We start from the raw sequence: 22,295 nt of genomic DNA on the forward strand, positions 1-22,295 counted from the left end.
ATCTTTGCCGCATGAAAGCAGCAACGGTCACCCAACTAAAAAAAGAGCTTCAATTCAAAGACCAAGAGGAGTTGGTGCAGCTGTGCCTGCGCCTTTCGAAATTCAAGAAAGAGAACAAAGAACTGATGACCTATCTCTTGTTCGAAGCTCAGGATGAAGAAGGATATATCGAAGTCGTGAAAGCGGAAGTCGATCTGTTGTTCGAGGACATCAACACCAGCAGCTATTATTTTATCAAGAAAAGCATGCGCAAAATACTGCGCATCTTGAAAAAGTATGCGCGCTACTCGGGCAAGAAAGAAACCGAGGTCGAACTCTTGTTGTATTTCTGTGAACGCCTGAATGCGTTCAGGCCATCGATCCGAAACAATACCACCCTGACCAATCTGTATGTGCGACAACTCGATTTCATTGAAAAGCGTATCGCCTTATTACACGAAGATTTGCAATACGATTACGGACAACTCTTGGAAGCACTGCGCTAAGGTTTTCACCGAAAAACGAACCCTCGGCCTGATGACTAGCTAATCAAAAAACTAGGGGACCCACTAAATTTTTGGTTATCTTCTTTTCATGGAACACTACCATACTTTGGAAGCCTACTGCGACGCCATTGGAATCAGCAAACCCCAATGGCCCGAATTCGATATCCGCAGTTTTGCCGATAACATGAAAACGGTCAAACACCACATGCCCCCGTTCAAACATGAGTTCTATGCGATCGCCTTGAAATTGGATGGTAGCGGCTATGCGAAAGCCGGTGGGTATTCGACCCAAGATCTTAAGGCCACGGTCTTTTTCAACTCTCCTTATCAAATCATACAATGGGATATCGCTCCCGACTGGAACGGTCATTATGTGATTTTTTCGGAAGATTTCTGCCGGAACTTGCATCCTAACGAACGGATTACCGAGCGCTTTTCTTACCTACTTTCCGATCAAACCATTCCATTAAAGGTCGATACCGATGAAATCCCTTTACTGGAAAAACTCTTTCAGGAAATCGCTATGGAACATGGAAACGCACGAACGCATAGCAAGGCGATTATCCAACACTATATTGAGGTCTTGTTATTGAAAGTGGATCGACTGTTTGCTGACCAAAGTGAAGGAAAGCGAATACAGCGCCATGAACGGAACAACGACATCAACACAGTAAGCCGTTTTATGACCGCTTTGGAACTGGCTTTTCAGCCCGGTCAGACCTATCAAGGTTCCGAGCCACACCAAGTACGGTACTATGCCGAAAAGGTCAACCTGCATCCGAACCACTTTAATGCGGTAGTCAAACGCATTACCGACAAGTCGGCTTCTGAGCATATCTATGCCCACCTGATCACCCTCGCCAAATCGAAATTAGCGAACACCGAATTGTCGATCAAAGAAATCGCCTTTGAGTTATATTATGAGTATCCGAACCATTTCGGCAATTTCTTCAAATCGCAAACGGGCATGACCCCGACCTCCTTTCGAAAAACCGCGGGTTAGGTCTAAGATCCCCGTAAAACTTTGAATTCCGTAGTCCTTGCTTTGATTTCCGTAGCGAGCACGCCCTAATCGCTGTCTAGCTTTGCCCCAAGAACGAAAATCATCATGCAATGAAACAGCTCCTCTTATTCAGCCTTCTGTCTTTGACCTTGTCGAATTGTATTTCAAATCCCGATAAAAAAGAAACCACTATGAAAGCAACTTTAAACACCAATTCCGAAGATCGCCAAGCCATTGGCGGTCTCATAGAACAATTGTTCTCAGCGACCGATGCCCGGGATTGGGCAGCCGTGAAAGCGACAATGCACGATTCGGTCTATACCGACTATACCGCTCTAGGGGGCGATGCCGGCTTCAAATCGCCTGATGAGATCGTCAAGGGCTGGCAACAGCTCTTACCAGGTTTCGAACGCACTGTTCATCAACCACACAACCTAGCGTTTTGGGTGGCCGATGACCGGGCAACGGCCACGCTTGATGCCTTGGCTACCCATTACCTGAACCATGACTATTGGTCGGTATTCGTCGGTTACGACACCGAATTCATCAAACGGGACGGAAACTGGTACTTGGCCCGCATCGATTTGAGCAACTACGCCCAAGTTGGCGCTCCCGAATTGATCGAAAAAGCGATTGACAATGTCTCCCAAAACCGGATTCCACCTTTAACACCAGCCCAGGACACCGCAACCATCGATGCCTTCTTTTCCGCTTTGGAGGCACAAGACCTCGAAGCGGTTTTGGCTACCCTTGATGCCCAAGTCGTACAAGAAATGCCCTTTGCTCCGGAAGGATTTCCGACCCGGGTAGAGGGAATCGAAGCCATGCGGAAACAATACAGTGGGGTCATGGGGTATACCCAGTCCTACGAGCGTGAATACTTCGGTACCGCAGATCCCAATGTGATCCTGGTCAAATTCGAAGGTACCATTACCACTTCCGAAGGCAAACCCTATAACAACAGTTATATCGGAAGCTATACCCTAGGTCAGGATGGAAAGATCATCAAGTTCATCGAGCAGTTCAATCCGAACACCCTTCTTAACGGCTGGCCCGGCTTACAACCGTTAACCTTTTCGGTGCACCAAGCCGGAGCACCCACCAACAGCGGGGTCCAGCAACAGGAAGTCTTCTTCCCTTCGAACGGGGTGCAGCTCAAAGGTCACTTGTTCACCCCACCCCACTTTGAAGCCGACAACAAATATCCGGTCGCCATCGTTACCGGCAGTTGGACGAGCGTTAAAGAGCAAATGCCCGACGAATACGCAAGCTTATTGGCCCAACAAGGCATCATGGCCTTGACCTTCGATTTTACCGGGTTCGGTGAAAGTGAAGGCCAACCCCGATATGTGGAAGATTCGAAACTCAAAATCGCCGATATCAAAGCCGCCATCGACTTTATCGTCAAGCATCCGAATACCGACCCTGAGGCGATAACCGGGTTGGGAGTGTGCGCCAGTTCAGGCTATATGGCCCATGCCACAGCTGAAGATCCACGCATCAAAAAACTGGTCTTGGTAGCCCCATGGTTACACAATCCCGAAATCGCGAAAATGATCTATGATATGCGCCCCGGGGGCACCGAAGGCCTTTTGCAAGCCGCCAAACAGGCCAAACAACGCTATGCCGACACCGGACGGATGCCCTACGTACTCGCTGCAAGTGAGCTCGACCCACTTAGTGCGATGTACGTACCCGAAAACGCATTCGATTACTATCTGAATCCGGCAAAAGCCGCAGGCCCGCACTACGCCAATCTTTTTGCGGTGAGCAGCTGGGAACCCTGGTTGACCTTCGATGGTATTTCCGTTGCCAAAAACATCGATCAACCGGTGTTCATCGTGCATAGCGAAAGCGGTGCGGTACCTCAGGGAGCTCAACGCTTTTATGACCTGCTCAATGGGGAGAAAACCATCAAATGGTTGAACGCCTACGACCAACAGCAGCTATACTTCGAATCCGAGGCCGTGAATGCGGCCATTGGGGAAGTGGTCGATTACCTCAAGTAATAAAGAACATGCGAACCGTAATGGGAGTCCACTGAAAAAGAGTACCTTTTTGGTGGACTTTCACTATTGCGGCTTATGGATTTTGGACAGGTCGAATTCACACCACCCGAAGACCCCCGATTGATCCCTTGGATCAAAGGGTACTACATCCATGCCGATACCGATCCGGAATTCCATACCAAGGTGACCTTTTATCAGAATATTACGACCACCTTGAGCATCTACAAGGATTCGATAACCCGATCCGCAGGACGCTACCGGCAACAACACTACAGCAAAGGAGCCGGGTTTACGACCCTATTGGTCGGTCTGGTCGACAAATACCAAGAAGTCGAGTTTTTCGGTCCGCTCGACCGCATTGCCGTGGTGTTCCATCCTGGAGGGATCAACCATTTCCTAGACCCCCCTTTGGGAAATCTACTAGAACGGCATTATTCCATGTTCACGGCCTATGGTGACGAATTCGATACTTTTTTATCAAGGGTTTTCGAAGCCAAGGGCCTCCTGCGCAAAAGGCAATTGCTCGATGCTTTTTTAGTAACCAAGTTCAAGGCTTTTGAAGAAGTCGCCCTACTAAACGCCATCGATTACCTTACCCAAGATCCAATGGGTTTGAAAGTGGAGGCCTTGGCAGGGCGATTGGGCCTTAGCCGACGTACCTTGTTGCGAAAATTCAAAAAGCATCTTGGATATTCCGTTGAGGAATACAAACAGGTCATTAAATTTCGCAAAGCCCTTTTGACTTTTCAAAAAAACCGAAACGAAGAAAACCTGGCCCAAATCGCCTTGGATAGTAGCTATTACGACCAACCCGATTTCAACCATCACATCAAGACCCAAAGTGACCTGACCCCAAAGGCCTTGTTCAAACAACTGCGTATCGTCGACGACACCCTTTTCTGGAAACCTTAGGGCATTTGTCCCAATTCTACAAGACTCCGTGGCCGCCGCATGCTAATTTGGCGGCATGAAAAAATCCATACTTTGCTTATCCATCCTGATCGGGTTGGGTTGCAATCGGCAAGAAGACCGACTTCCCGAAGTCATTTCCCAACCGGTCGTCATCGAAGATGATACCTGGTCGTTCAAGGGCACGCAGAACCTGCTGTTCGTTCCTGAAAACCGAAACGATCCCGAAAGTCGTTTGCTCGCCTTGCATTATTTCCACTTTCCCGCAAAACATAAAAGCAGCTTACCTCCGGTAGTTTTCTTAGGAGCAGGGCCCGGAGAGCCTTACGATATCGCCGCTTTTTACAATGGTGGCAGGGCGGAAGCATGGCGTTATGAACTGAATTTCGTCAATAAAAACCGCGATGTGATCTTGATCAACCAAAGGGGCAATTCCGATGCGCCCGGGCTACAGATCAACAACTTTCGCTACCGTTGGAAGAATGGGGGAACCTTAGACCAGCCGCTCGATCTGGGCCTTCGCGACAAGAATCGACGGGAGAGCTACGCCCGCCATGTCGCTTCGTACACCGAGCAAGGTATCGATCTCAAAGGGTACGATGTATTGCATTTCGTCGACGACATCGAAGCGGTACGCCAACACTTGGGCACTGATAAAATCGCCTTGGTCGGCAATAGTTTCGCTTCACAATGGGCCTTGGGGTACATCCAACGCTATCCAGACCATGTCGATCGAGCCTTGTTCTCAGGTGTAGAGCCCCTGGATCATAATTATGATGACCCGGATGGGATATGGAAGGTCTTGGAACAGATCGATCATTACGCCCAACAAGATCCAAACATTGCCATGGCATTACCTGAAGGTGGATTGATCGCTGCCTTTACCCAAGTTATGGAACGATTGGAGGCCCAACCTGTCAAGGTTACCGTCGCGGATGAAGATGGCGAAGTTTTCGACATTGTCGTGGGGGCCGATGACCTTCGGTTCAATTTGACCTACCCCAGGGTACGATCCTATGCCGCCGAAATCGAATCTTGGCCCAAATACATTATGGAAATGTACCATGGTGATTTTCGCATGCTGGCGCTCTTGTCTCGAGGGCGTGTCTATAACTCTTCGGCTTTTATGACGAACCCCCTATTCAACAATAGTTTGGGAGTTTCAAAAGAACGGGAAGCCTTACTCTTAAAACGGGAGTCGAGAAAATGGTTGGGTGATTTGGCCAACCATTACACGGCCACTCGAGACGTTTGCCCTGCCCCAGTGGTACCACATAGTTTTCGACAGCATGTGGCACATGATATTCCGATGGTATTGATCCAGGGGGATATGGACATGAGCACCCCTTACGACAATGCCGTATTTTTAATGGATTATCTTCAAAACGGGCATTTATTGACGGTCAAAAGGGGGTTCCATAACGCTAAGAGAGCGCTGATCTTTGCCGATTCGTTACTTATCGATCAGGTTTATGGCTTTATGGATCTTGAAGACCCCAAAAAAGGGTTCAAGGCATACAGCGCCTCGATCCCGAAACAGTATGAACTGCCATCTTTCGAATTTTGGCCATTACACGGTCCATCGCTCTATGATCGTTATCATTCCAAAACGGATTAAAAGCGACGTGCCGGTCGCTTTTCGAAATCGGTAGCCCCGATAGGTACCCCATTGATTGTATCGGTATCCCAATCTTGGGTGATTTTCCATTGACCGTCGATCTTGCGAAGTACGATGTGGAATTGCCCATACGCGTACTCCGTTGATCCCTCGGTATCGGTAAACCCGATCCGATAAAAACCGACTTCATAAGAAGTGGTCGCATTCGTTCTTCGGCTATCGAACCAAAAATCCAAGGTTATGCGAAGGCTTTGTTCTTTGTTCTTCGCGAAACGTTCGAGGTTTTTGGGTTTGAAGGCATTCTCGGTATCGATGCCCGAGGGGGTGGCGCGAAGCACCTCCTCTGCATAGGTAGCGTTCAAGGCGTGGCCGTCTAATCGTTCAAAGGCCTTTTGAAAAGGTTTCCAGACCGTCCGGTCTATCTCAGTTTGGATCTCGTCTACCGATTGGGCGACCATCATGTGGGCCACTAAAAAGAGGAAGCATCGAATAATGAACTTCATTGGTATAGCAAAAGTCATTTTATGTTTTTTTTGGATAGACATATTTGGTCGATTCCTTATTGGACAGCTGAAGCGAGGACACCGATCCGGTTCCTTCGAAATGTACCGATACCCCTTTTATGCCCTTCTTTTCGGTGTTTTCGAATTCGTAAGCCATATGTCCGTCGACATAAAGGAACAGTTTCCCCCCTTCGGAAATGACGTTTACCGGAATATCATCCTCAAAGTCAACGCCAAAGGCGGATAGATCGTTTTTCTTACCATCCACATAATCACCAAAGGCAAAAAGATCCAGGTTTGAAATACAGCCTTTCTTGGCCAGGCCCATGCCTATGGCACCGCCGTCATACAGAATCACGATTTCAACTTCTTGGCATTTGCCAGGAATGAAATCATAGGTGTTCCGTACTTGCATATTCAGTTCGAAATCATCTGCGTACAAGCCTTCGAAATCAGCGACATGATAAAGACTGGTGGTCAATCGTGTAGCATTTGGTGAAACTCCCATTGCTTGAAGCGCCTTGGGATCAAGCCCCAACAAGCTGCCATTGTCGACCTGTTCGTTGTTCATATAGCGGGGTACGGAATCCGATTGCAGCACCCCCAACCAGCCTTCGGTAGTGATGAATACGTCCTTTTCCTTCACAATAGTACCATCGACCACCAACTTCGATTTAAAATACCCAGGACGATAATAAATACAGGTAGCCACCGTATCGTGCTGACTGACTTCAATGCGCTTGCGCTGATCCCAATCTTGTTGGATCTCGATTTTGGATCCTTGTATCGCTTGAGTGGCATCATAGTGGAATACCACGGAGTTGGGCATGCCCGAACTTACGACCCGACCATCGAAAGAAAACGCATCCGGATTTGGTGCCGGGCTTTCTTTTGTATGTTCTTCCTGATTTTTCCAAAACCCGGAGGTGTATACCAAAATCGAGGCAATGACGACCACGACTCCCGCAGTCCATTTCAGGGCCATCGGGAACACGGGCTTGAAAGATGGTCGGGATTGGGCCGCTGAAGTACTCACGAATTCACGCCAGTTGGCGAATCCTACGAATTCAGAAAGGATGTCAAGGGTAGCCGAACTGGGTTGGGCCACCATTTCAGCGCGGCCCCAAATGCGCTTCAGGGTCGTAACACTTAACCTCTTTTTGGTGGCATCGAAGATCAGCTCGCTTAGCTCCTCAAAATCCTTGTTGCTCCAATCCTTGCCCTTCCCCCAGTTGAGTTGGTCTTCAATGCGGGTCACCAAAGCGTGTATCATTGCCTGTTTTGCTTTTTCCATAAAACTAAAAATAGTAAGGTCGCTTACCGCATTTGAATTGAATTGAACAAGATTGAACAGCTTTTGAACGGCCCGCCAAGCAGGTCGCCATTACCTTGGTGCTATCAAATTTAGTTTTTAATATCAAAATCAATCCGAAATGAACACAATCATGAAAAGAATCGCGACCTTCATTTGCTGCCTTGCCTTTGTAGGAATTCTACAAGCCCAAAAGAAAAACGGTCGCACCAAAACCTATCCGCTAACGGCCTCGAATTGGAGCGCCAAATCCGATAATGTCGAATTCGTCACCTACAAAGGGGTGGCCGCAGTCAAAAGTTCGAACGACTCGGGCTTTAACGTGGTATTAAAGGAGGTGGAATTCGGTACCGGCACCATCGAATTCGATGTAGAATTGAAAGGAAGGGGATTTCCTGGGATCAATTTTAGACTGGATGAAGCGAATTCGAATTCGGAGTTCTTCTACCTGCGCTATTTTGGCCAGCTCGACCCCTTATCGAGAAACCGGATGCAATACGCTGCCATCATGGACGGCATCAATCTCTGGGACTTGACCGACCCCTACCAAGCGGCCGCCGAGGTATTCGAAAACCGATGGAACCATATCAAATTAGTGGTCTCGGAACAGCAGATGAAAGTCTACGTCAATGATATGGAACGAGCTGCGCTGTTGGTTCCGAAGTTGGAAGGGCTCAATAAAACGGGAAAGATCAGCTTGACCGGCAACGTAATCTATGCCAACCTGACCGTTACCCCCAATGCCATCGAAGACCTCCCCAATAGGCCAGGTTTCGACCTTACGTACAACGATCCGAACTACCTTAGGAATTGGCAGGTGTTGGCCCCGATCGATTTTCCAACCGGCAAGGATGTCATGCGGCAGGTTAATGGAAGTCCGGGCGTGGTGATCGACTCGACGTATTTGGATGGGTCAAAAGGATGGAAAACGATAAAGACCGGGCCAAGGGCCATGCTGAACTTGACCAAGGAATTCGGGGCTACCCCGACCGACGCGCGGCGATTGGTATGGTTGAAGACCACGGTCACCGCCAAGGAAAACTTACGCAAACGACTTAAGATGGGGTTCAGTGATGAAGTTTGGGTCTTCGTCAACGGAGCCCCCTTGCACCAAAACAAAAACTACTATGGATCGCCGGGCATGAAAGAACCCAAGGGGCGATGTACCCTAGACAATACCGCTTTCGAGGTGCCTATGCAAAAAGGTGAAAACGAAATCTTGATCGCAGTTTCGAACTATTTCTTCGGTTGGGGACTGATCGCAAGATGGGACAATACCGATGGCTTAAGCTATTGATCCAAATGCAACGGAAAAGAAAGCTAGCGGTTTCGCTAGCTTTTCTTTTTTAGGAAGAAGGTGTATAGAAAACCAACGAACACCATGAAGGCGCAGGCCATCATGATCTGGGGGATGGCTTCATAACGATCTTGGTACCACCAACCCGAACCCAAGGCCCCTAGACCGATACCTGCCTCTAGGGCGATGAATCGGGTCGCCACGGCTTTGCCCCTTCGCGCTTCGAAACTTAAATCAATGGTCCATGCACTCAAGGTCGGCGAGAGAATGCCCATGGCTAGACCATATAGCGAAGCCGTGATCATCAAACCTATTGCTGAGGCGTACAACCCCATGAATACTAAAGCCAGTGTCAAGATCAAAAGCCCGACAAGGGCCATTTTCCGACGTCCAAGGGTATCGGACAGTTTTCCGGCAAGAATACGGATCAAGATGGAAGAGACCGTGTACGACAAGAAAAAACTCCCCCTATTCCGAATGCCCAGATGGTCGCTCCAATCAGGAATCAAAGTCAGGGCCATTCCAAAGGCCAAATAGGCCAAAAAGGTCAACAAAGCCGGAGTGAAGACTTCCTTGGCCAGAATATCACGTAACGAAATACGGAGCATTTTCCAAACGAATCGTTCTTTTTGGACGAGGGTTTCACGAAGGCTGCCGACCAGAAGGACCGACAACAAGGCCATCACCGAAGAACTGTAAAAGAGGATGTCATAGGAAAAGGCCAGTTTGATGGTACTGCCAATGGCCGGGCCCAAGGCCAGCCCACTGGTAAAGAACAGGCCCTGCACTCCGAAAGCCTCACCCCACCGGGTCTTGGGTACGATATCGGCGACATAGGTAACCACTGCAGTCGGGGTAAACCCTGTCGAAAACCCGTGGAACAACCGCAGGAACAAAAAGCCGGCCACCGTACCCAAAATAGGATATAATAAGCCACAAACGATGCAAACCAAGGCGCCGAAGATCATGACCGGTTTTCGCCCTACCTTGTCGGTGAGGATGCCACTAAACGGCCTTGAAAGACCTGCGGTCAAGGTAAACAACGCAATGATCAATCCGATATATCGAGATCCCCCCATAGTTGCCAAATATGCTGGTAGTTCGGGAATCAGCATATTGTAGCTGGCAGAAAACAACAACGAGCTCAAACACAGTTTCGCGAACGTCAGGGTATAAATCGATTGGGTTTCTTTTTTCAAAGCGAACATCTTAACTTGCCTTTGTGCTTTAGAAGGATAAAGAAATCGCTACTTTTTGAACTGAAAAAGGACATTTGTCCCAATCCCAGAAATAATGATCCGTGTCAACCGTGAATTACTGGATTACGTCATCAAATTGAAAGACACCCCTGTGGGGGATCGGATTACGGAACTCGAAGCCGTGAAAGGGGAAAAGATCTTACTTCAAAAAACCCATGTGCATGCGGTCTATCTGATCAAGGAAGGTTTGACGAAGTGTTACCAGACCATCGATACGGGCAACGATTTCATCCAGGAGTTTTTTGGGGCGGGCGAAGTTTTTGGCGAAATCGAGGTCTTGACCGATGCCATCAGCTTCTGCACCATAGAAGCCTTGGGGCCCTTGCGCTATTTCAAAATCCCGAAAACCGCGTTCTTGGAGTTGATCGAGCAAGATCCCAAATTCAATAGCTTGCTATTGCGATTATTGGCGTCGAATGTGCGCTATGCAGCACTGCGGCATTCATACAACCAGACCCATACCTTGGAAGACAACATCAAACGGTTGCTTTCGGAATTCCCACAGCTTTTTGAAAAAATAGCCAAGCACGATATCGCGAATTATCTCGGCATTTCGATCCGGAGTTTGAACCGGGTCATCCAAACGCTCGAATCCTAACCCAGGCCTACATCCAACATCATCATAATGATAAACCCACCGATGAAACCCATAGTGGCGATATCGGTATACCGGTCTTGCTGGGTTTCCGGGATCACCTCCTCAACGACCACGAAAATCATCGCACCGGCCGCAAACGCGAGTGCGTAAGGCAGAATGGGTTCGAAGGTCAAAACCGCCCAAGCCCCGAGAACCCCGGCGATCGGTTCCACTAGTGCTGAAGCCTGTCCGTACATCCAGCTTTTCCTTCGGCTCAACCCATGACGACGCATGGGCACGGCCACCGCAAATCCTTCAGGGAAATTTTGAAGCCCGATACCCAAGGCAAGGGCTACGGCACCCCCTATGGTCGCTCCTTCGAAGCCAGAAGCCACCCCACCGAACAGTACGCCTACCGCCAAACCTTCAGGAATGTTATGCAGTGTTATCGCCAAAACCAATAGGGTGGTACGATGCCAAGGGGTCTTGACACCCTCGGCCTTGTCCATTTTGAAGTTGATATGCAAGTGGGGCATCACCTTGTCGAGTCCGAAAATAAAAAGGGCCCCCAACAAAAAGCCTACCGCTGCCGGTATGACCTTGACGAATCCTTCCCCATCGCTCATCTCGATCCCCGGGGCCAAGAGGCTCCAAAAACTGGCCGCTACCATCACCCCACCGGTAAAACCCAACATGCCATCCATCAGCGCCCGTTTTGGACTTTTGAACAAAAAAACCAATCCGGCACCGGCCGCCGTCAACGCCCAAGTAAAAAGTGTAGCGTACAAGGCCGCCAAAATGGGGTCAATGCTTTCCAAATAGCTAATGATCTGTTCCATTCCTATTGTTTTTTAACGTAAAGGTTGCTGGCAATGCGAAACGAAATATGCAGTCGACGGCCATCAATGGCCACTTCCATCGACTGGTCGAAATCCTCTCGCTCTTCGATGGTGATGACTTGCCCCAGCGCGATCTGATTTTTATCCAAAAACTTTAAGAAGGCCGAAGATGTATCCTTGACCCCGACACAGACGCCTTGTTCACCTAATGCCATGTCGCTTAACAGCTGCTTGTCTCGAACCTCAAAATCCCCATTCTTGCTGGGGATGGGGTCTCCATGGGGGTCGTACTTCGGAAAATCGAGCAAGGCGTCGATCTTATCGATCAACTTCTCACTTTTGATGTGTTCCAATTGTTCGGCCACTTCGTGCACCTCGTCCCAGGTAAAATCCAATTTTTTAACCAAGAAAACTTCCCAAAGGCGATGCTTCCTAACGATGGACAAGGCGGTACGCCTACCGGATGCAGTAAGGTTGACCCCTTGATACTTCTTGTAGTTCACCAGCCCTTTCTCGGCCAATCGCTTAGCCATATCCGTGACCGAAGAGGGTTTGGTCTCCATTTGTTCGGCAATGGCGTTGGTCGCTATCAATTGGGATGAACTGCCGCCCAAATGAAAAATGGTCTTGAGGTAATTCTCCTCCGATCGGGTCATCATCGAAATTTTTCCAAAAATACATTTTTATTTATCAAAACCTATTTTTAGATTTGTCTAAAATTAAATTTTTAATGATAAAAAGACTTTGGTCTATCGGTATAATGCTCTGTTCGTTCTTACTTCATGCCCAAGAAAGTGAGCTTCGAGGAACGGTCAAAACCCAGAACGAAGAGATCGTACCCTTTGCGAATGTGTTCCTTAAAGACGTGGGTATCGGAACCACCGCCGACGAGACGGGTAAATTTCTACTAAACGTTCCGGCAGGAACCTTGACCGTTACCGCCACCTCTCAGGGTTTTCGGACCCAATCCAAGACGGTGGCCATTCAGCCGGGAGCCCGCCAGCAGCTTGATTTTATTTTAATCAAAGATGTTCTCGGTCTTGATGAGGTCGTGGTCAGTGCGACCCGCAACCAGATTCAAAAACGAAGTGCCCCCGTGGTGGTATCATCCTTACGACCGAGTCTGTTGACCGCAACACAATCGATCTCGGTTGCTGAAGGACTCAATTTCGCACCGGGCGTTCGGGTAGAAACGAATTGCCAGAACTGCGGGTTCACCCAAGTACGGTTGAACGGTCTTGATGGTGCGTATACGCAGATATTGTTGAACAGCAGGCCCATTTTCAGTTCCTTATTGGGGGTTTACGGTCTAGAACAGATCCCTTCGAATACCATCGAACGTGTCGAAGTGGTTCGCAGTGGGGGTTCGGCACTCTATGGGTCGAATGCCATTGCAGGAACGGTCAACATCATCACCAAAGACCCTGTGTTGAATTCTTGGGAAGTAGGAAGTGTGTTTTCTTTGATCGATGGTGACGCCTTGGATCGCGTCGTAAATTTCAACGGGTCGATCGTAGCCGATGACCTCAATAGTGGCATCACTTTTTTCGGGGCCTACCGAAACCGCGATTCGTATGATGCCAATAGCGATGGGTTCACGGAAATCGTTGAACTCCGAAACACCACGGTAGGTGCCAAGGCCTTTTTAAGACCCACTGATCGTAGTAGGATTTCGGTCAATTTGAATGCGATACAAGAGTATCGCCGTGGAGGTGACCGTCTCGATTTGGCCCCACAATTCACCGATATCACTGAAGAATTGGATCATGACACCTTCATCGGCGGTTTGGATTATGAGCTCAATAGCCGTGATGACAGCCAAAAGACCCAAATTTACACCTCAGCTTCCTACACCAATCGCGATAGCTTTTACGGTGGTCTCGGAGGGGGGCGCACAAGCCAAGACAGCATTTTGGCCAACAACGCCTTCGGCACGACCAAAGACTTGGCATGGGTGAACGGGGCCCAGTTTACCAAATCGTTTCCCAACAATGATGTGCTGACCACCGGGGTCGAATACAACCATTCCAGTACCGAAGACATCATTCGCGGTTATGACCGATTGATCGATCAAAACGTCAATACCCTGGGTGGTTATGCCCAATACGAATGGAAACCCAACGAACGTTTCACGGCCTTGCTGGGTTCCCGTTTGGATCATGTCAAGGTCGACGGGGCCTATACGATCGGAGGCATAGCTAGGAATGTCGATCTCACCCAGACTACCTTGTCTCCTAGATTGACCCTATCGTATCGAATAACCGATGAACTTCGATTCAGGGGTGGCTATGCGAGGGGGTTTCGGGCACCACAAGCCTTTAATGAGGACCTCCATATTTCAAGTGTGGGCGGTGAACCCCAGTTCGTGATTTTGTCTGATGATTTGGAAACCGAATTTTCGAATGCGTTCACTGGCTCGTTGAACTATTCAAGGTCAGTTGCGCTATGGCAACTCGATTTTTTAGTGGAAGGCTTTTTTACCGACTTGAAAGACCCCTTTACCTTGGTCAGTACAGGTGCCGTATTGGAGAATGGCTCCATTTTGGAAGAAGTGCGTAATGGATCAGGGGCCCAGGTTTATGGTGCCAACTTTGAATTCGGGGTTTCCCCTTCACCCGAATGGCGATTTCAATTGGGGGGAACCTTACAAAACACCCGATATGATGAAGCCCAACTGCTTTTTGAAAGCGATGGCAGCCCCGGGGAATCGGATATCGCGGTCGATGAATTCGTCAGGGTTCCGGATTTGTATGGGTACCTCAACACGACTTGGATACCGAACAAACGTTTTAACCTGGACCTCACTAGCACCTTTACCGGTAGAATGACCGTACCCAGGGTCATCAGCGACACCGGCTTTTTGGAATTGAACGAAAGCCCTTCCTTCTTTGACCTCAACATCAAACTGGAGACCCATTTCGATTTTAACGATGATTTCATGGTCACCTTATCGGGTGGGGTGACCAACCTGTTCAATAGCTATCAAAACGATTTCGAAGTCGGGCCGACAAGGGATTCGGACTATGTGTATGGCCCTGATGCACCTCGAGCCGTCTTTGTAGGTTTGAAATTCGGTAAGTTGCACTAAGAAGCGTATCCATGGTTGAAAAGCGATCTTTATTTTTGATTCTCCTTGGGTGCCTGGTCACCTTACATTTGGGAATGGCCCAAGAAGCCGCCATCCGTTGGATGGACTTCGAACAATTGGAAGATTCCTTACGGATCAGACCCAAAAAAGTGTTCGTTGCTTTCTATGCCGATTGGTGCGCCTATTGTAAAAAAATGGATAAGGCCGCCTTTTCAGATCCATCGGTAATCACCATCTTGAATGAGGAATACTATGCGGTCAAAATGGATGCGGAAAGCCAAGATACCATCGTTTTCGCGGGGCAAACCTATCGCAATGTAGAGGTGGGCAAGAAAAGGAACCCTACCCATGAAATTCCTCTGCTCTTAGCCACTCGGAAATCCCGTCCTTTTTCACTTCCGGCACTGATATTCCTCAATGCCGAGTTCAAAATCACCGATCGCTATTTCGAATACCTATCCCCTAAAAAACTACGGGCGATTTTAGGGCGGTAAAACGACCGTTCGTACGATCATCGTTCCGATCCATAGCAATTTAGCGTCAACGCTGGGAGGATTTCGCTATCTTACTCATGACAAACCGACCATTCTTTCCCCCGGAATGCACTTAATTTCAATCTATGAGAACCCTGATCCTGGTGTTCACCATCGCGATGTGCTATTTACCGATACATGGCCAAAGTATGGGCAGTATCGAGACCGTACCCTGTTTTTTGGAGGATTGTGGCTTTTTGGAAAACCAATCGAATGTGGAATTCGGACGGCTAACGGTGCCAGAGGATTACGACCTGCCCAATGGAAAACAGATCAAAATCGCTTATGCGATCATCAAAGCCATCGAACAACCCGTATCGAAAGACCCCATCATCGTTTTTCAAGGGGGTTGGGGCTCCCCACTACTGAAATACACACAAGGTTACGCCCGGAATTTTCCGGTAAAAAACCGGGATGTCATCCTATTCGATTACCGAGGTAGTGGGTATTCGGAACCCAAACTCTGCGATTGGCTTGGAGAGTCGATTTGGGACGAACTGGCGAAAAACAGCTCCGATGCCACCTTTGATCGAAGTCAATCAGCGCTGTTCGGCCAATGCCTGGATTCCTTAACCTTGAAAAATATCGATTTTAACCAGTACGGAAGTACTACCAAAACCAAGGATGCCGTGGTACTGGCTGAACAATTGGGTTATGGATCCTACAACCTTATGGGGATTTCCTATGGGACCCGGGCCATTACCAGTTTCATCCGAAATGCCGAAAGTTCGTCTATCGAAGTCCGTTCCGCAATTCTCGATTCCAACCATCCCATGGGGAACGAAGTGGTCCAAATCGGGACCAATACGGAAAATTATGTACGGGTCTTGGATCTGGTTTTAAAGGACTGTTCCGACGATGCCGACTGCAAGGCCACCTTTCCGGACCTTAAAAACCGCTTTGCTTCCTTTTTAAAGGGATTGGATTCCGATCCGTGGGAAATCGAGTTGGGTGACGGAACGATCTTTGTTCCCAATAAGGAGGAAATCAATGCCATGCTTTTCCAAATGCTGTACCTGCGGAGCTATTATCGGAACATCCCCTTGATCCTGGAACAGATGATCCGGCGGAACGGGACGGCTTTCGCCTCGATCATCCAAAACATCAAACCACGGGTAAAGGACAATTTCAATGGGTTAGGGTTGATCAACTTCGTCTACGACCATAAAGGCCATCGGGATTCGATACGGCAATTCGTCGAGAATACAAAGGGGCGATATTCCCCTTTCGAGAACATGGATCCCTACCTCGACTTTTTTCTTGACGATCAACGGATCACTTTTGACAGTCTCGATAACCGACCCTTGGTTTCAAAAGTCCCCGCGCTTTTTTTGGCCGGTGAATATGACCCGACCACCCCTCCTAAATGGACCCAGTTGGTCGCCAAAGGATTTGAAAACCATAGCTATGTGGAATTCAAAAGGGAAGGTCATGGCGTGGCCCCTACGGCCTGCGGTACTCCATTGATGCGCTCCTTTTTTGATGCTCCAAATCAAAAACCGGATACCTCTTGTGTAACAGCCTTGGGCGCCCACGACATTGAATTCGTTACGGCCTTCTACCAAAACCCGAAGATCTCAGATTTCGCCAGTGGCTTGTTGCAATTCGAAAACATTCCCTTATTGTTAACCGTGGCATTCGTGCTGTTAATCGCCTTGATATGTAGTGTGATGGGATTGAAAAAGTGGCTGGTGAAAAAAGACAACCGTACCGCTTTTGCCACCTTGGCTTCCATAGCCATCGTGGTATTCTTCGTGATGCTTTTTATCGGTATTAACCAGACCGCGACGAACAACCCGTTTTTATTGGCTTTCGGTCTTTCCGATTCCGCGAAGACGGCTTTTTACCTCGTCCCGCTTATCACTGGGTTCGGCATTTTGGCTTTGATCCGTTTTTTCAAGAGCGAAAAATCGATCTTGAACGTGCTATCCTTCCTTTCGATTGCCCTGTTCTTCGTATTGGTGTTCAACTACGGCTTATTCCCCAACTTTTAAAACCGGTTATTCGGGTACCGGAATGCGCTGTACATTATGGAAACTGATATTGAACACCGAGTTAGGAGGGAAAACAGTCGCCTCGAAAAGCACCGACTTGGTATTGTAATCAACCTCGATTACCTTACCCGCTGCAACCCCCGAACTGACCGCAGATCCCGGAGTGAATAAGACGGCGTTTTTATCGGCCAAATAGCTTACTTTCGATACGATTCGCGCATAGGCGGCCTCTCCCCTTTCCTTACCATAAGACCAAACTTGCTTGATGGTCTTGTTCACTTCATCGATTTCATATTCGACCGCCCTACTGTACGGGCCGGCATTGGTATAGTTGCGGTTATCACCGTTGTCGAAGACCATCAAATTCCCGTTGGGCATCAAAATCGGAGAATGCTGGTACCACGACCATTCAAAGTCGGGGTGGTTCGTACTGCCGTCGAGTACCGAAACATCGGTAATTGGCTCGTCGTTGGCATCCAAGGGGGTCAATAAAAATTGGGTGAGGTCGGTACCGTTACCCGAGGTATTCCAATCGCGGTGCGGCGCCAAGATGTACCCCACCTCATTTTGGGCATTGAGTTTAACGATGCCCTGGGTGCGTCCTGAAATGATGACGGCATCATCATCGGCACTATATTCAACGGCATTGGCATGAAACCAATCAATGTTCAAATCGGCCAAATCAGTAGGCCAGGCTCGTCGTGTATTGTCCAACGAGACATTTAGATCCCAAGAATTCGCGAACAAACCCGAGCTACGATCGATTTCGACCACAACATCCTCGACCGTGGTTTTACTAACGTCATTGATGGTCACCAAAAAGTTGCCGTCCGGCTTTTCAATGACATGGTGGTGAAAACCGTTCCCTCGAAGACTCCAAAAATTGATGATCCTACCCATCATATCGATTTCGAAGATGCTTTGCGAAGTACCGTCACCGAATACCAGGTTGCCGTTTTGCATCAGGTTCATCCCATTGTCATAGAACAGGCTATTCAAGGTCGGATGTGTAATGAAATCAAGATACCACCGGATATCACCGAACTGATCGAAGATAAAGGCGCGTTGGGGCCTGAAACTCAAACTGAATCCGAAGTAGTTCACGAAGTTGAACTCCAATTCCGACGCGTTTGAAGGAGTATCAATGACGATTTGGGGCATATCATCGATCAGGGCCGCCGTCTGTACATTGACGGTTTGGGTCTCGACCAATGTCCCCGAGCCATCATAAAAACGAAGGACCAACTCATTGTCATAGTCGGCATACAACCCGATGATGTCAAGCTCAAAACTGGTTGCCGTACCGGGAAACGAACGGGTCAAGGTCGAGGCGTTACCCCGTCTACCGACCACATCGACTTCGACCGACACCGAACTGGTGGTTTCAATTTGCAGGCTTGCCGTTAGGGGAGCGTAGCCCGTAGGGTTCAGTTCGACCTGGAGGGAAGACACCACCTCGGAATCGACTTCGATATCCGGATCTGGGTTGGCATCGGGATTATCCGGTGCATTATCATCCGAACAAGCATGTAAAAAAATGACCAAAACCGCCCAAAGGGTCGACCGCAACTGTTTCATAGCATCTATTTTGCCTTAAAATAGCACTAATTTGCCTAATCCCTTTTGATTTTAACACCTGGTGTATCAATCGGTCATTCGAAGGAACGAAATGCTGACGTTGCCGATTTCACCAAATCCGGACGTATTCGAAAGGGCAACACTGGCCGCTTTGTGTTCGGGAGCGATGAACAAAAAGGACGAACACCCCAATTGCCCGCCACTATGACCGATGATCGGACCGTAGTTGGGATTATCCCCATATAGGAACCAACCCATACCATAGGCGTTCCCTTCTTTTTTCAAACCACTATTGGTGACCATCAGTTCGAAACTCCCTTTACTGACCAAAGTATGGTCGATAACGGCCTTTGCGAAATTCAAAAGGTCGCGAACCGTTGATTGCACCCCCCCGGCCGGAATACGATCGCTAATGTTATGGTCGGTGATTTCCTTGATCTTACCCGGTTTCGACTGGTGGTAAATCAACGCTTTTTCGGCAGGGTTTTGCCCTTGGCGTTCTATGGAAGTATGGGTCATTCCGGAAGGTTCGAATATATGCTTCCGTAAATAATCGGCATAGGATAGACCGGAAACCTTTTCAATGATGATCCCTAAGACGACATACCCATAGGAAGTGTAGAAAAAACCACTTCCGGGTTCGAACAAGAGCTCCCGCTCAACGAAAATCGCCAAGGCATCTTCAAGGGTGGGGTATTCGATTTGGTTCCGTACTTCCTTTTTCCCTTTGTATTGCGATATGCCGGAACTGTGTTGCAGCAATTGTTGCACGGTAACCGTGGCCAATGGGGCTACGTCAAATCCATCGACATAGGCGCTAGCCCGATCTTGCAATCGCAATTTACCGGCCTCTACCAATTGAAAGATCGCTATTGCGGTCATGGGCTTGGTGATCGATGCTGTTCGTGTTATGGTGTTTTCGGTAAAGGGAACCGCTTTGGCCGCATTCGAATAGCCACTTGAAGCGGTCATTACGATGCTGTCGTTGTGCAGTACCCCCGCTGAAAGTCCGATGACCTTTTCGTCCTGAACGGCCTTTTCGACCAAATCCCTTAATTTTCCTTCAGTAGCCGTATTTTGTCCTAATAAGGACCCCGTGGTAAAGATGCCGATAAGCACCCATAGTATTCGTTTTTTCATGATGTTCATTTTGATTTGATTTTTTGTAAAAGTCGTATGGCTTCACTATGCCCTTCATCAAGGGAGAGTGCCTTTTCAAGGAAGGCTACCGCCTTTTCATTTTCCTTTTCGTAATAATAGCTGCGGCCAACGATAAAGTTCATGTTTGAGGTATCCATCGCGGGCTCCGAAAGCAGCTGCTCTCCTTTGGCTATGATCTCGTTTTCGCGGCCGAACAAACTCAAAAACTGGAATGCGGCTTCCCAGTCTTTAGGGGTAAAGGTATCCGGTTTGATGAGGGTTCGTAGCGACGGGTGTTCCCTCAAGAGGTAAAATGAAGGAAGGTACTCCGTCCATGCAGGGTTCTCTTCCAATCCCCGTTGTATCCATGCCACGGCATTTTCGGGATGTCCCAGCGCCAGATGGGCCCGGGCCAAACGGGCGTACATTCCGTCCCAACCCTCCAATAGGATTTCGGCCTCGGCCAATTTTCGTTTGGCCCGTTCTTCATTTCCCGAACGTTGCGCGTAGAGTGCTTGGTTCACCCGGATCCTTCCATAATGGTACCCCAACAAACGTTGCAGGTCTTGGATCGGTGCTTCCGCATTGTCGACCCTCAGGTCGATCTGGTTGTACCATTCGTGATGTTCCCCTTTGACCTGCAACGCGGCAGAGCGTTTTCCGGTCAATTGCCCCCCTGCTTCCTGCCCAGCCAACAGGGCGGTCATCAATCGTTGGGCCAGTGCTCCGGACCCATTCGTAAAGGCATCGGCCATTCGTTCGAGAACCCGTGGCGCGAGTTGATTGCCCAAGACCACAAAACCAGGGCCCTCGATAAAGGATGCCATACCTTTCCAAAACCTTAACCCACTACCGGTAAAGGCATAGGTATTTCCTTGTGCATCGAGGCCTGCAACCTGTCGCAGATGGGCTTGTGGATCTTTAGAGCGATACGCCGATACCGCGTTCTCGATCTGGGCTCCTTGAGCCAACTGTTCAAACCCCATTTTGGCATAACGCGGTTCGGTTTCGGCAATGACCGCGAACGCCCCTAGACCCGGTTCGATATAAACCGTAGAACTCCCCACGTATATGTTGTTGGTAGCCACAGCGACCCCGTACTCCTCTTGCTCGGCATCATAAGCGACGATGGCAAAGGTGGTATTCAGGTCCTTATCATGGATCAAGCTCGGTAGATTCTGGGCAAACAATACGGGAACACCCATCAATAGAAACAATTTCTCGGCTATGGTTCGAAAGTTCATTTGGATCAGTTTTTCGCTTTTGATGAATAATCCCAAACTTAAAAACCGGATTCCAAAAACATCAGGTTTTTAGGGGCTTAGGGACGAAAGCAAGGGATTTGGGGATGAAAATCAGAGGGAGTCCGTAAAACCTTCCTTGTATTTTTTTGAAACCGGTATTTCCAAATGATGGAACAACGCGGTCTTGGGATCCTTCCATTTGATGAAATGGTCCGGATTGACATAGTGCGATCGGTGCACCTGTATCAACCCTAAATCGGTTTCCATCAATTTGCTCAGCGGAACACGAAGTAACTTCTTCCGTGGGGTAGTACCGACCAGAAAATGGACTTCGACGTAATTCTGGGCACTCGATATGCCAATGATCTGGTTCGGTATCAGCTTCAACACATCGGATTTGTTCTCGCCTTTTAAAACGACCTGTCCTTTTTTTGCCTGCAATTTGTTGAGGTATTTTCGACCGAAAACCAAGAATGGGGTCAAAATCAAACTCGTAGGGACGAATTGTAGCAACAGAAAATCAGCAAGCCCATATTCGCCGTTGATCCAACCTGAGATATAGTACGGATAGACCATAAAGGGCACCGAAAGCAAAATGACCATAACGACGGCCACCTCCTTTCGAACATCCCACGAGTTGCTGGCCCTATACCACCCTTGTTGGACCCCAAAGCCGATCATATAACATATAAAGAACAGAAAGCCATAGGGCGGTAAAAGGATAAGACGAACCTTCAAACTTAGGTCTTCGGCATCGAAAGGGGCGATGAAGACCAAAAAAACCACCAGCCATAACCCTAAAACAGCAGCGAGAAGCATATGGGCTTTAATGGATGTGTTCAAATCGATCTGTTTCATAGGGGAGCTTACCTGGATTCTTAAAAATACATAGATTCTTTAATTTGTA

The 22,295-nt window shown here is 48.5% G+C and carries 19 protein-coding genes; 10 read left to right on the forward strand and 9 right to left on the reverse strand.

What is annotated here, in order from left to right; genetic code table 11:
* Positions 1-11 precede the first annotated feature (11 nt).
* From ABV409_RS03100 to ABV409_RS03120, 5 genes are all read left to right on the forward strand, one after another.
* On the forward strand, positions 12-485 hold the full coding sequence (locus tag ABV409_RS03100) for a hypothetical protein (RefSeq protein ID WP_353876082.1): 474 nt from the start codon (positions 12-14) through the stop codon (positions 483-485).
* An 88-nt stretch (positions 486-573) separates the two neighbouring features.
* Entirely contained in the window at positions 574-1,488 is a 915-nt protein-coding gene (locus ABV409_RS03105) for an AraC family transcriptional regulator (protein ID WP_353876083.1), read from the forward strand.
* A gap of 191 nt (positions 1,489-1,679) precedes the next feature.
* Complete coding sequence (locus tag ABV409_RS03110; RefSeq protein ID WP_353876084.1) at positions 1,680-3,497, forward strand: nuclear transport factor 2 family protein; 1,818 nt, start codon at positions 1,680-1,682, stop codon at positions 3,495-3,497.
* A 75-nt stretch (positions 3,498-3,572) separates the two neighbouring features.
* Complete coding sequence (locus ABV409_RS03115; RefSeq protein ID WP_353876085.1) at positions 3,573-4,409, forward strand: helix-turn-helix domain-containing protein; 837 nt, start codon at positions 3,573-3,575, stop codon at positions 4,407-4,409.
* 55 nt (positions 4,410-4,464) lie between these two features.
* Positions 4,465-6,024, forward strand: a complete 1,560-nt coding sequence (locus tag ABV409_RS03120) for an alpha/beta hydrolase (RefSeq protein ID WP_353876086.1) — start codon at positions 4,465-4,467, stop codon at positions 6,022-6,024.
* Here ABV409_RS03120 and ABV409_RS03125 read toward each other — a convergent pair.
* Together ABV409_RS03125 and ABV409_RS03130 are read right to left on the reverse strand one after the other, a co-directional pair.
* Complete coding sequence (locus ABV409_RS03125; protein WP_353876087.1) at positions 6,021-6,527, reverse strand: Cif family virulence factor; 507 nt, start codon at positions 6,525-6,527, stop codon at positions 6,021-6,023. The genes ABV409_RS03120 and ABV409_RS03125 overlap by 4 nt on opposite strands.
* A 19-nt stretch (positions 6,528-6,546) precedes the next feature.
* Complete coding sequence (locus tag ABV409_RS03130) at positions 6,547-7,821, reverse strand: hypothetical protein (RefSeq protein WP_353876088.1); 1,275 nt, start codon at positions 7,819-7,821, stop codon at positions 6,547-6,549.
* Positions 7,822-7,972: 151 nt separating this feature from the next.
* Between ABV409_RS03130 and ABV409_RS03135 the strand changes: the two genes are divergently transcribed.
* The gene (locus tag ABV409_RS03135) at positions 7,973-9,136 is read left to right on the forward strand and encodes a 3-keto-alpha-glucoside-1,2-lyase-like domain-containing protein (RefSeq protein WP_353876089.1); all 1,164 of its coding nucleotides are present in this window, start codon (positions 7,973-7,975) and stop codon (positions 9,134-9,136) included.
* Between the two features lie 35 nt (positions 9,137-9,171).
* Here ABV409_RS03135 and ABV409_RS03140 read toward each other — a convergent pair whose 3' ends face one another.
* A complete protein-coding gene (locus tag ABV409_RS03140) occupies positions 9,172-10,344 on the reverse strand; it encodes an MFS transporter (RefSeq protein ID WP_353876090.1) in 1,173 nt (390 codons plus the stop codon).
* A gap of 85 nt (positions 10,345-10,429) precedes the next feature.
* Between ABV409_RS03140 and ABV409_RS03145 the strand changes: the two genes are divergently transcribed.
* Positions 10,430-10,993 (forward strand): Crp/Fnr family transcriptional regulator, encoded by a 564-nt coding sequence (locus tag ABV409_RS03145; protein WP_353876091.1) that lies wholly within the window; start codon positions 10,430-10,432, stop codon positions 10,991-10,993.
* Here the strand turns inward: ABV409_RS03145 and ABV409_RS03150 are convergent.
* Complete coding sequence (locus ABV409_RS03150) at positions 10,990-11,811, reverse strand: ZIP family metal transporter (RefSeq protein WP_353876092.1); 822 nt, start codon at positions 11,809-11,811, stop codon at positions 10,990-10,992. The two genes, ABV409_RS03145 and ABV409_RS03150, sit on opposite strands and share 4 nt — an antisense overlap.
* 2 nt (positions 11,812-11,813) lie before the next feature.
* Complete coding sequence (locus ABV409_RS03155; RefSeq protein WP_353876093.1) at positions 11,814-12,467, reverse strand: metal-dependent transcriptional regulator; 654 nt, start codon at positions 12,465-12,467, stop codon at positions 11,814-11,816.
* A gap of 74 nt (positions 12,468-12,541) precedes the next feature.
* Between ABV409_RS03155 and ABV409_RS03160 the strand changes: the two genes are divergently transcribed.
* From ABV409_RS03160 to ABV409_RS03170, 3 genes are all read left to right on the forward strand, one after another.
* On the forward strand, positions 12,542-14,899 hold the full coding sequence (locus ABV409_RS03160) for a TonB-dependent receptor (RefSeq protein ID WP_353876094.1): 2,358 nt from the start codon (positions 12,542-12,544) through the stop codon (positions 14,897-14,899).
* A 74-nt stretch (positions 14,900-14,973) separates the two neighbouring features.
* Positions 14,974-15,393: a thioredoxin family protein gene (locus tag ABV409_RS03165; protein ID WP_353876095.1), complete on the forward strand. Its 420-nt coding sequence runs from the start codon at positions 14,974-14,976 to the stop codon at positions 15,391-15,393.
* A 125-nt stretch (positions 15,394-15,518) separates the two neighbouring features.
* Positions 15,519-17,426, forward strand: a complete 1,908-nt coding sequence (locus tag ABV409_RS03170) for an alpha/beta fold hydrolase (RefSeq protein WP_353876096.1) — start codon at positions 15,519-15,521, stop codon at positions 17,424-17,426.
* A 6-nt stretch (positions 17,427-17,432) separates the two neighbouring features.
* Here the strand turns inward: ABV409_RS03170 and ABV409_RS03175 are convergent, their stop codons facing one another.
* The 4 genes from ABV409_RS03175 to ABV409_RS03190 all read right to left on the reverse strand — a co-directional run bounded on the left by ABV409_RS03175 (position 17,433) and on the right by ABV409_RS03190 (position 22,246).
* Complete coding sequence (locus tag ABV409_RS03175) at positions 17,433-19,004, reverse strand: aryl-sulfate sulfotransferase (protein ID WP_353876097.1); 1,572 nt, start codon at positions 19,002-19,004, stop codon at positions 17,433-17,435.
* A 66-nt stretch (positions 19,005-19,070) separates the two neighbouring features.
* Positions 19,071-20,144 (reverse strand): serine hydrolase domain-containing protein, encoded by a 1,074-nt coding sequence (locus ABV409_RS03180; RefSeq protein WP_353876098.1) that lies wholly within the window; start codon positions 20,142-20,144, stop codon positions 19,071-19,073.
* 5 nt (positions 20,145-20,149) lie between these two features.
* Positions 20,150-21,388 (reverse strand): DUF1028 domain-containing protein, encoded by a 1,239-nt coding sequence (locus tag ABV409_RS03185; protein WP_353876099.1) that lies wholly within the window; start codon positions 21,386-21,388, stop codon positions 20,150-20,152.
* Positions 21,389-21,499: 111 nt separating this feature from the next.
* Entirely contained in the window at positions 21,500-22,246 is a 747-nt protein-coding gene (locus ABV409_RS03190) for a LytTR family DNA-binding domain-containing protein (RefSeq protein WP_353876100.1), read from the reverse strand.
* Positions 22,247-22,295 lie beyond the last annotated feature (49 nt).

Source organism: Flagellimonas algarum, assembly GCF_040513375.1.
GTDB classification, from domain to species: domain Bacteria; phylum Bacteroidota; class Bacteroidia; order Flavobacteriales; family Flavobacteriaceae; genus Flagellimonas_B; species Flagellimonas_B algarum.

Excerpts from the sequence above, each read along its gene's own strand:
- ABV409_RS03100 (WP_353876082.1), top strand. The coding sequence starts at position 12 with ATGAAAGCAGCAACGGTCACCCAACTAAAAAAAGAGCTTCAATTCAAA.
- ABV409_RS03105 (WP_353876083.1), top strand. The coding sequence starts at position 574 with ATGGAACACTACCATACTTTGGAAGCCTACTGCGACGCCATTGGAATC.
- ABV409_RS03110 (WP_353876084.1), top strand. The coding sequence starts at position 1,680 with ATGAAAGCAACTTTAAACACCAATTCCGAAGATCGCCAAGCCATTGGC.
- ABV409_RS03115 (WP_353876085.1), top strand. The coding sequence starts at position 3,573 with ATGGATTTTGGACAGGTCGAATTCACACCACCCGAAGACCCCCGATTG.
- ABV409_RS03120 (WP_353876086.1), top strand. The coding sequence starts at position 4,465 with ATGAAAAAATCCATACTTTGCTTATCCATCCTGATCGGGTTGGGTTGC.
- ABV409_RS03125 (WP_353876087.1), bottom strand. The coding sequence starts at position 6,527 with ATGAAGTTCATTATTCGATGCTTCCTCTTTTTAGTGGCCCACATGATG.
- ABV409_RS03130 (WP_353876088.1), bottom strand. The coding sequence starts at position 7,821 with ATGGAAAAAGCAAAACAGGCAATGATACACGCTTTGGTGACCCGCATT.
- ABV409_RS03135 (WP_353876089.1), top strand. The coding sequence starts at position 7,973 with ATGAAAAGAATCGCGACCTTCATTTGCTGCCTTGCCTTTGTAGGAATT.
- ABV409_RS03140 (WP_353876090.1), bottom strand. The coding sequence starts at position 10,344 with ATGTTCGCTTTGAAAAAAGAAACCCAATCGATTTATACCCTGACGTTC.
- ABV409_RS03145 (WP_353876091.1), top strand. The coding sequence starts at position 10,430 with ATGATCCGTGTCAACCGTGAATTACTGGATTACGTCATCAAATTGAAA.
- ABV409_RS03150 (WP_353876092.1), bottom strand. The coding sequence starts at position 11,811 with ATGGAACAGATCATTAGCTATTTGGAAAGCATTGACCCCATTTTGGCG.
- ABV409_RS03155 (WP_353876093.1), bottom strand. The coding sequence starts at position 12,467 with ATGACCCGATCGGAGGAGAATTACCTCAAGACCATTTTTCATTTGGGC.
- ABV409_RS03160 (WP_353876094.1), top strand. The coding sequence starts at position 12,542 with ATGATAAAAAGACTTTGGTCTATCGGTATAATGCTCTGTTCGTTCTTA.
- ABV409_RS03165 (WP_353876095.1), top strand. The coding sequence starts at position 14,974 with ATGGCCCAAGAAGCCGCCATCCGTTGGATGGACTTCGAACAATTGGAA.
- ABV409_RS03170 (WP_353876096.1), top strand. The coding sequence starts at position 15,519 with ATGAGAACCCTGATCCTGGTGTTCACCATCGCGATGTGCTATTTACCG.
- ABV409_RS03175 (WP_353876097.1), bottom strand. The coding sequence starts at position 19,004 with ATGAAACAGTTGCGGTCGACCCTTTGGGCGGTTTTGGTCATTTTTTTA.
- ABV409_RS03180 (WP_353876098.1), bottom strand. The coding sequence starts at position 20,144 with ATGAAAAAACGAATACTATGGGTGCTTATCGGCATCTTTACCACGGGG.
- ABV409_RS03185 (WP_353876099.1), bottom strand. The coding sequence starts at position 21,388 with ATGAACTTTCGAACCATAGCCGAGAAATTGTTTCTATTGATGGGTGTT.
- ABV409_RS03190 (WP_353876100.1), bottom strand. The coding sequence starts at position 22,246 with ATGAAACAGATCGATTTGAACACATCCATTAAAGCCCATATGCTTCTC.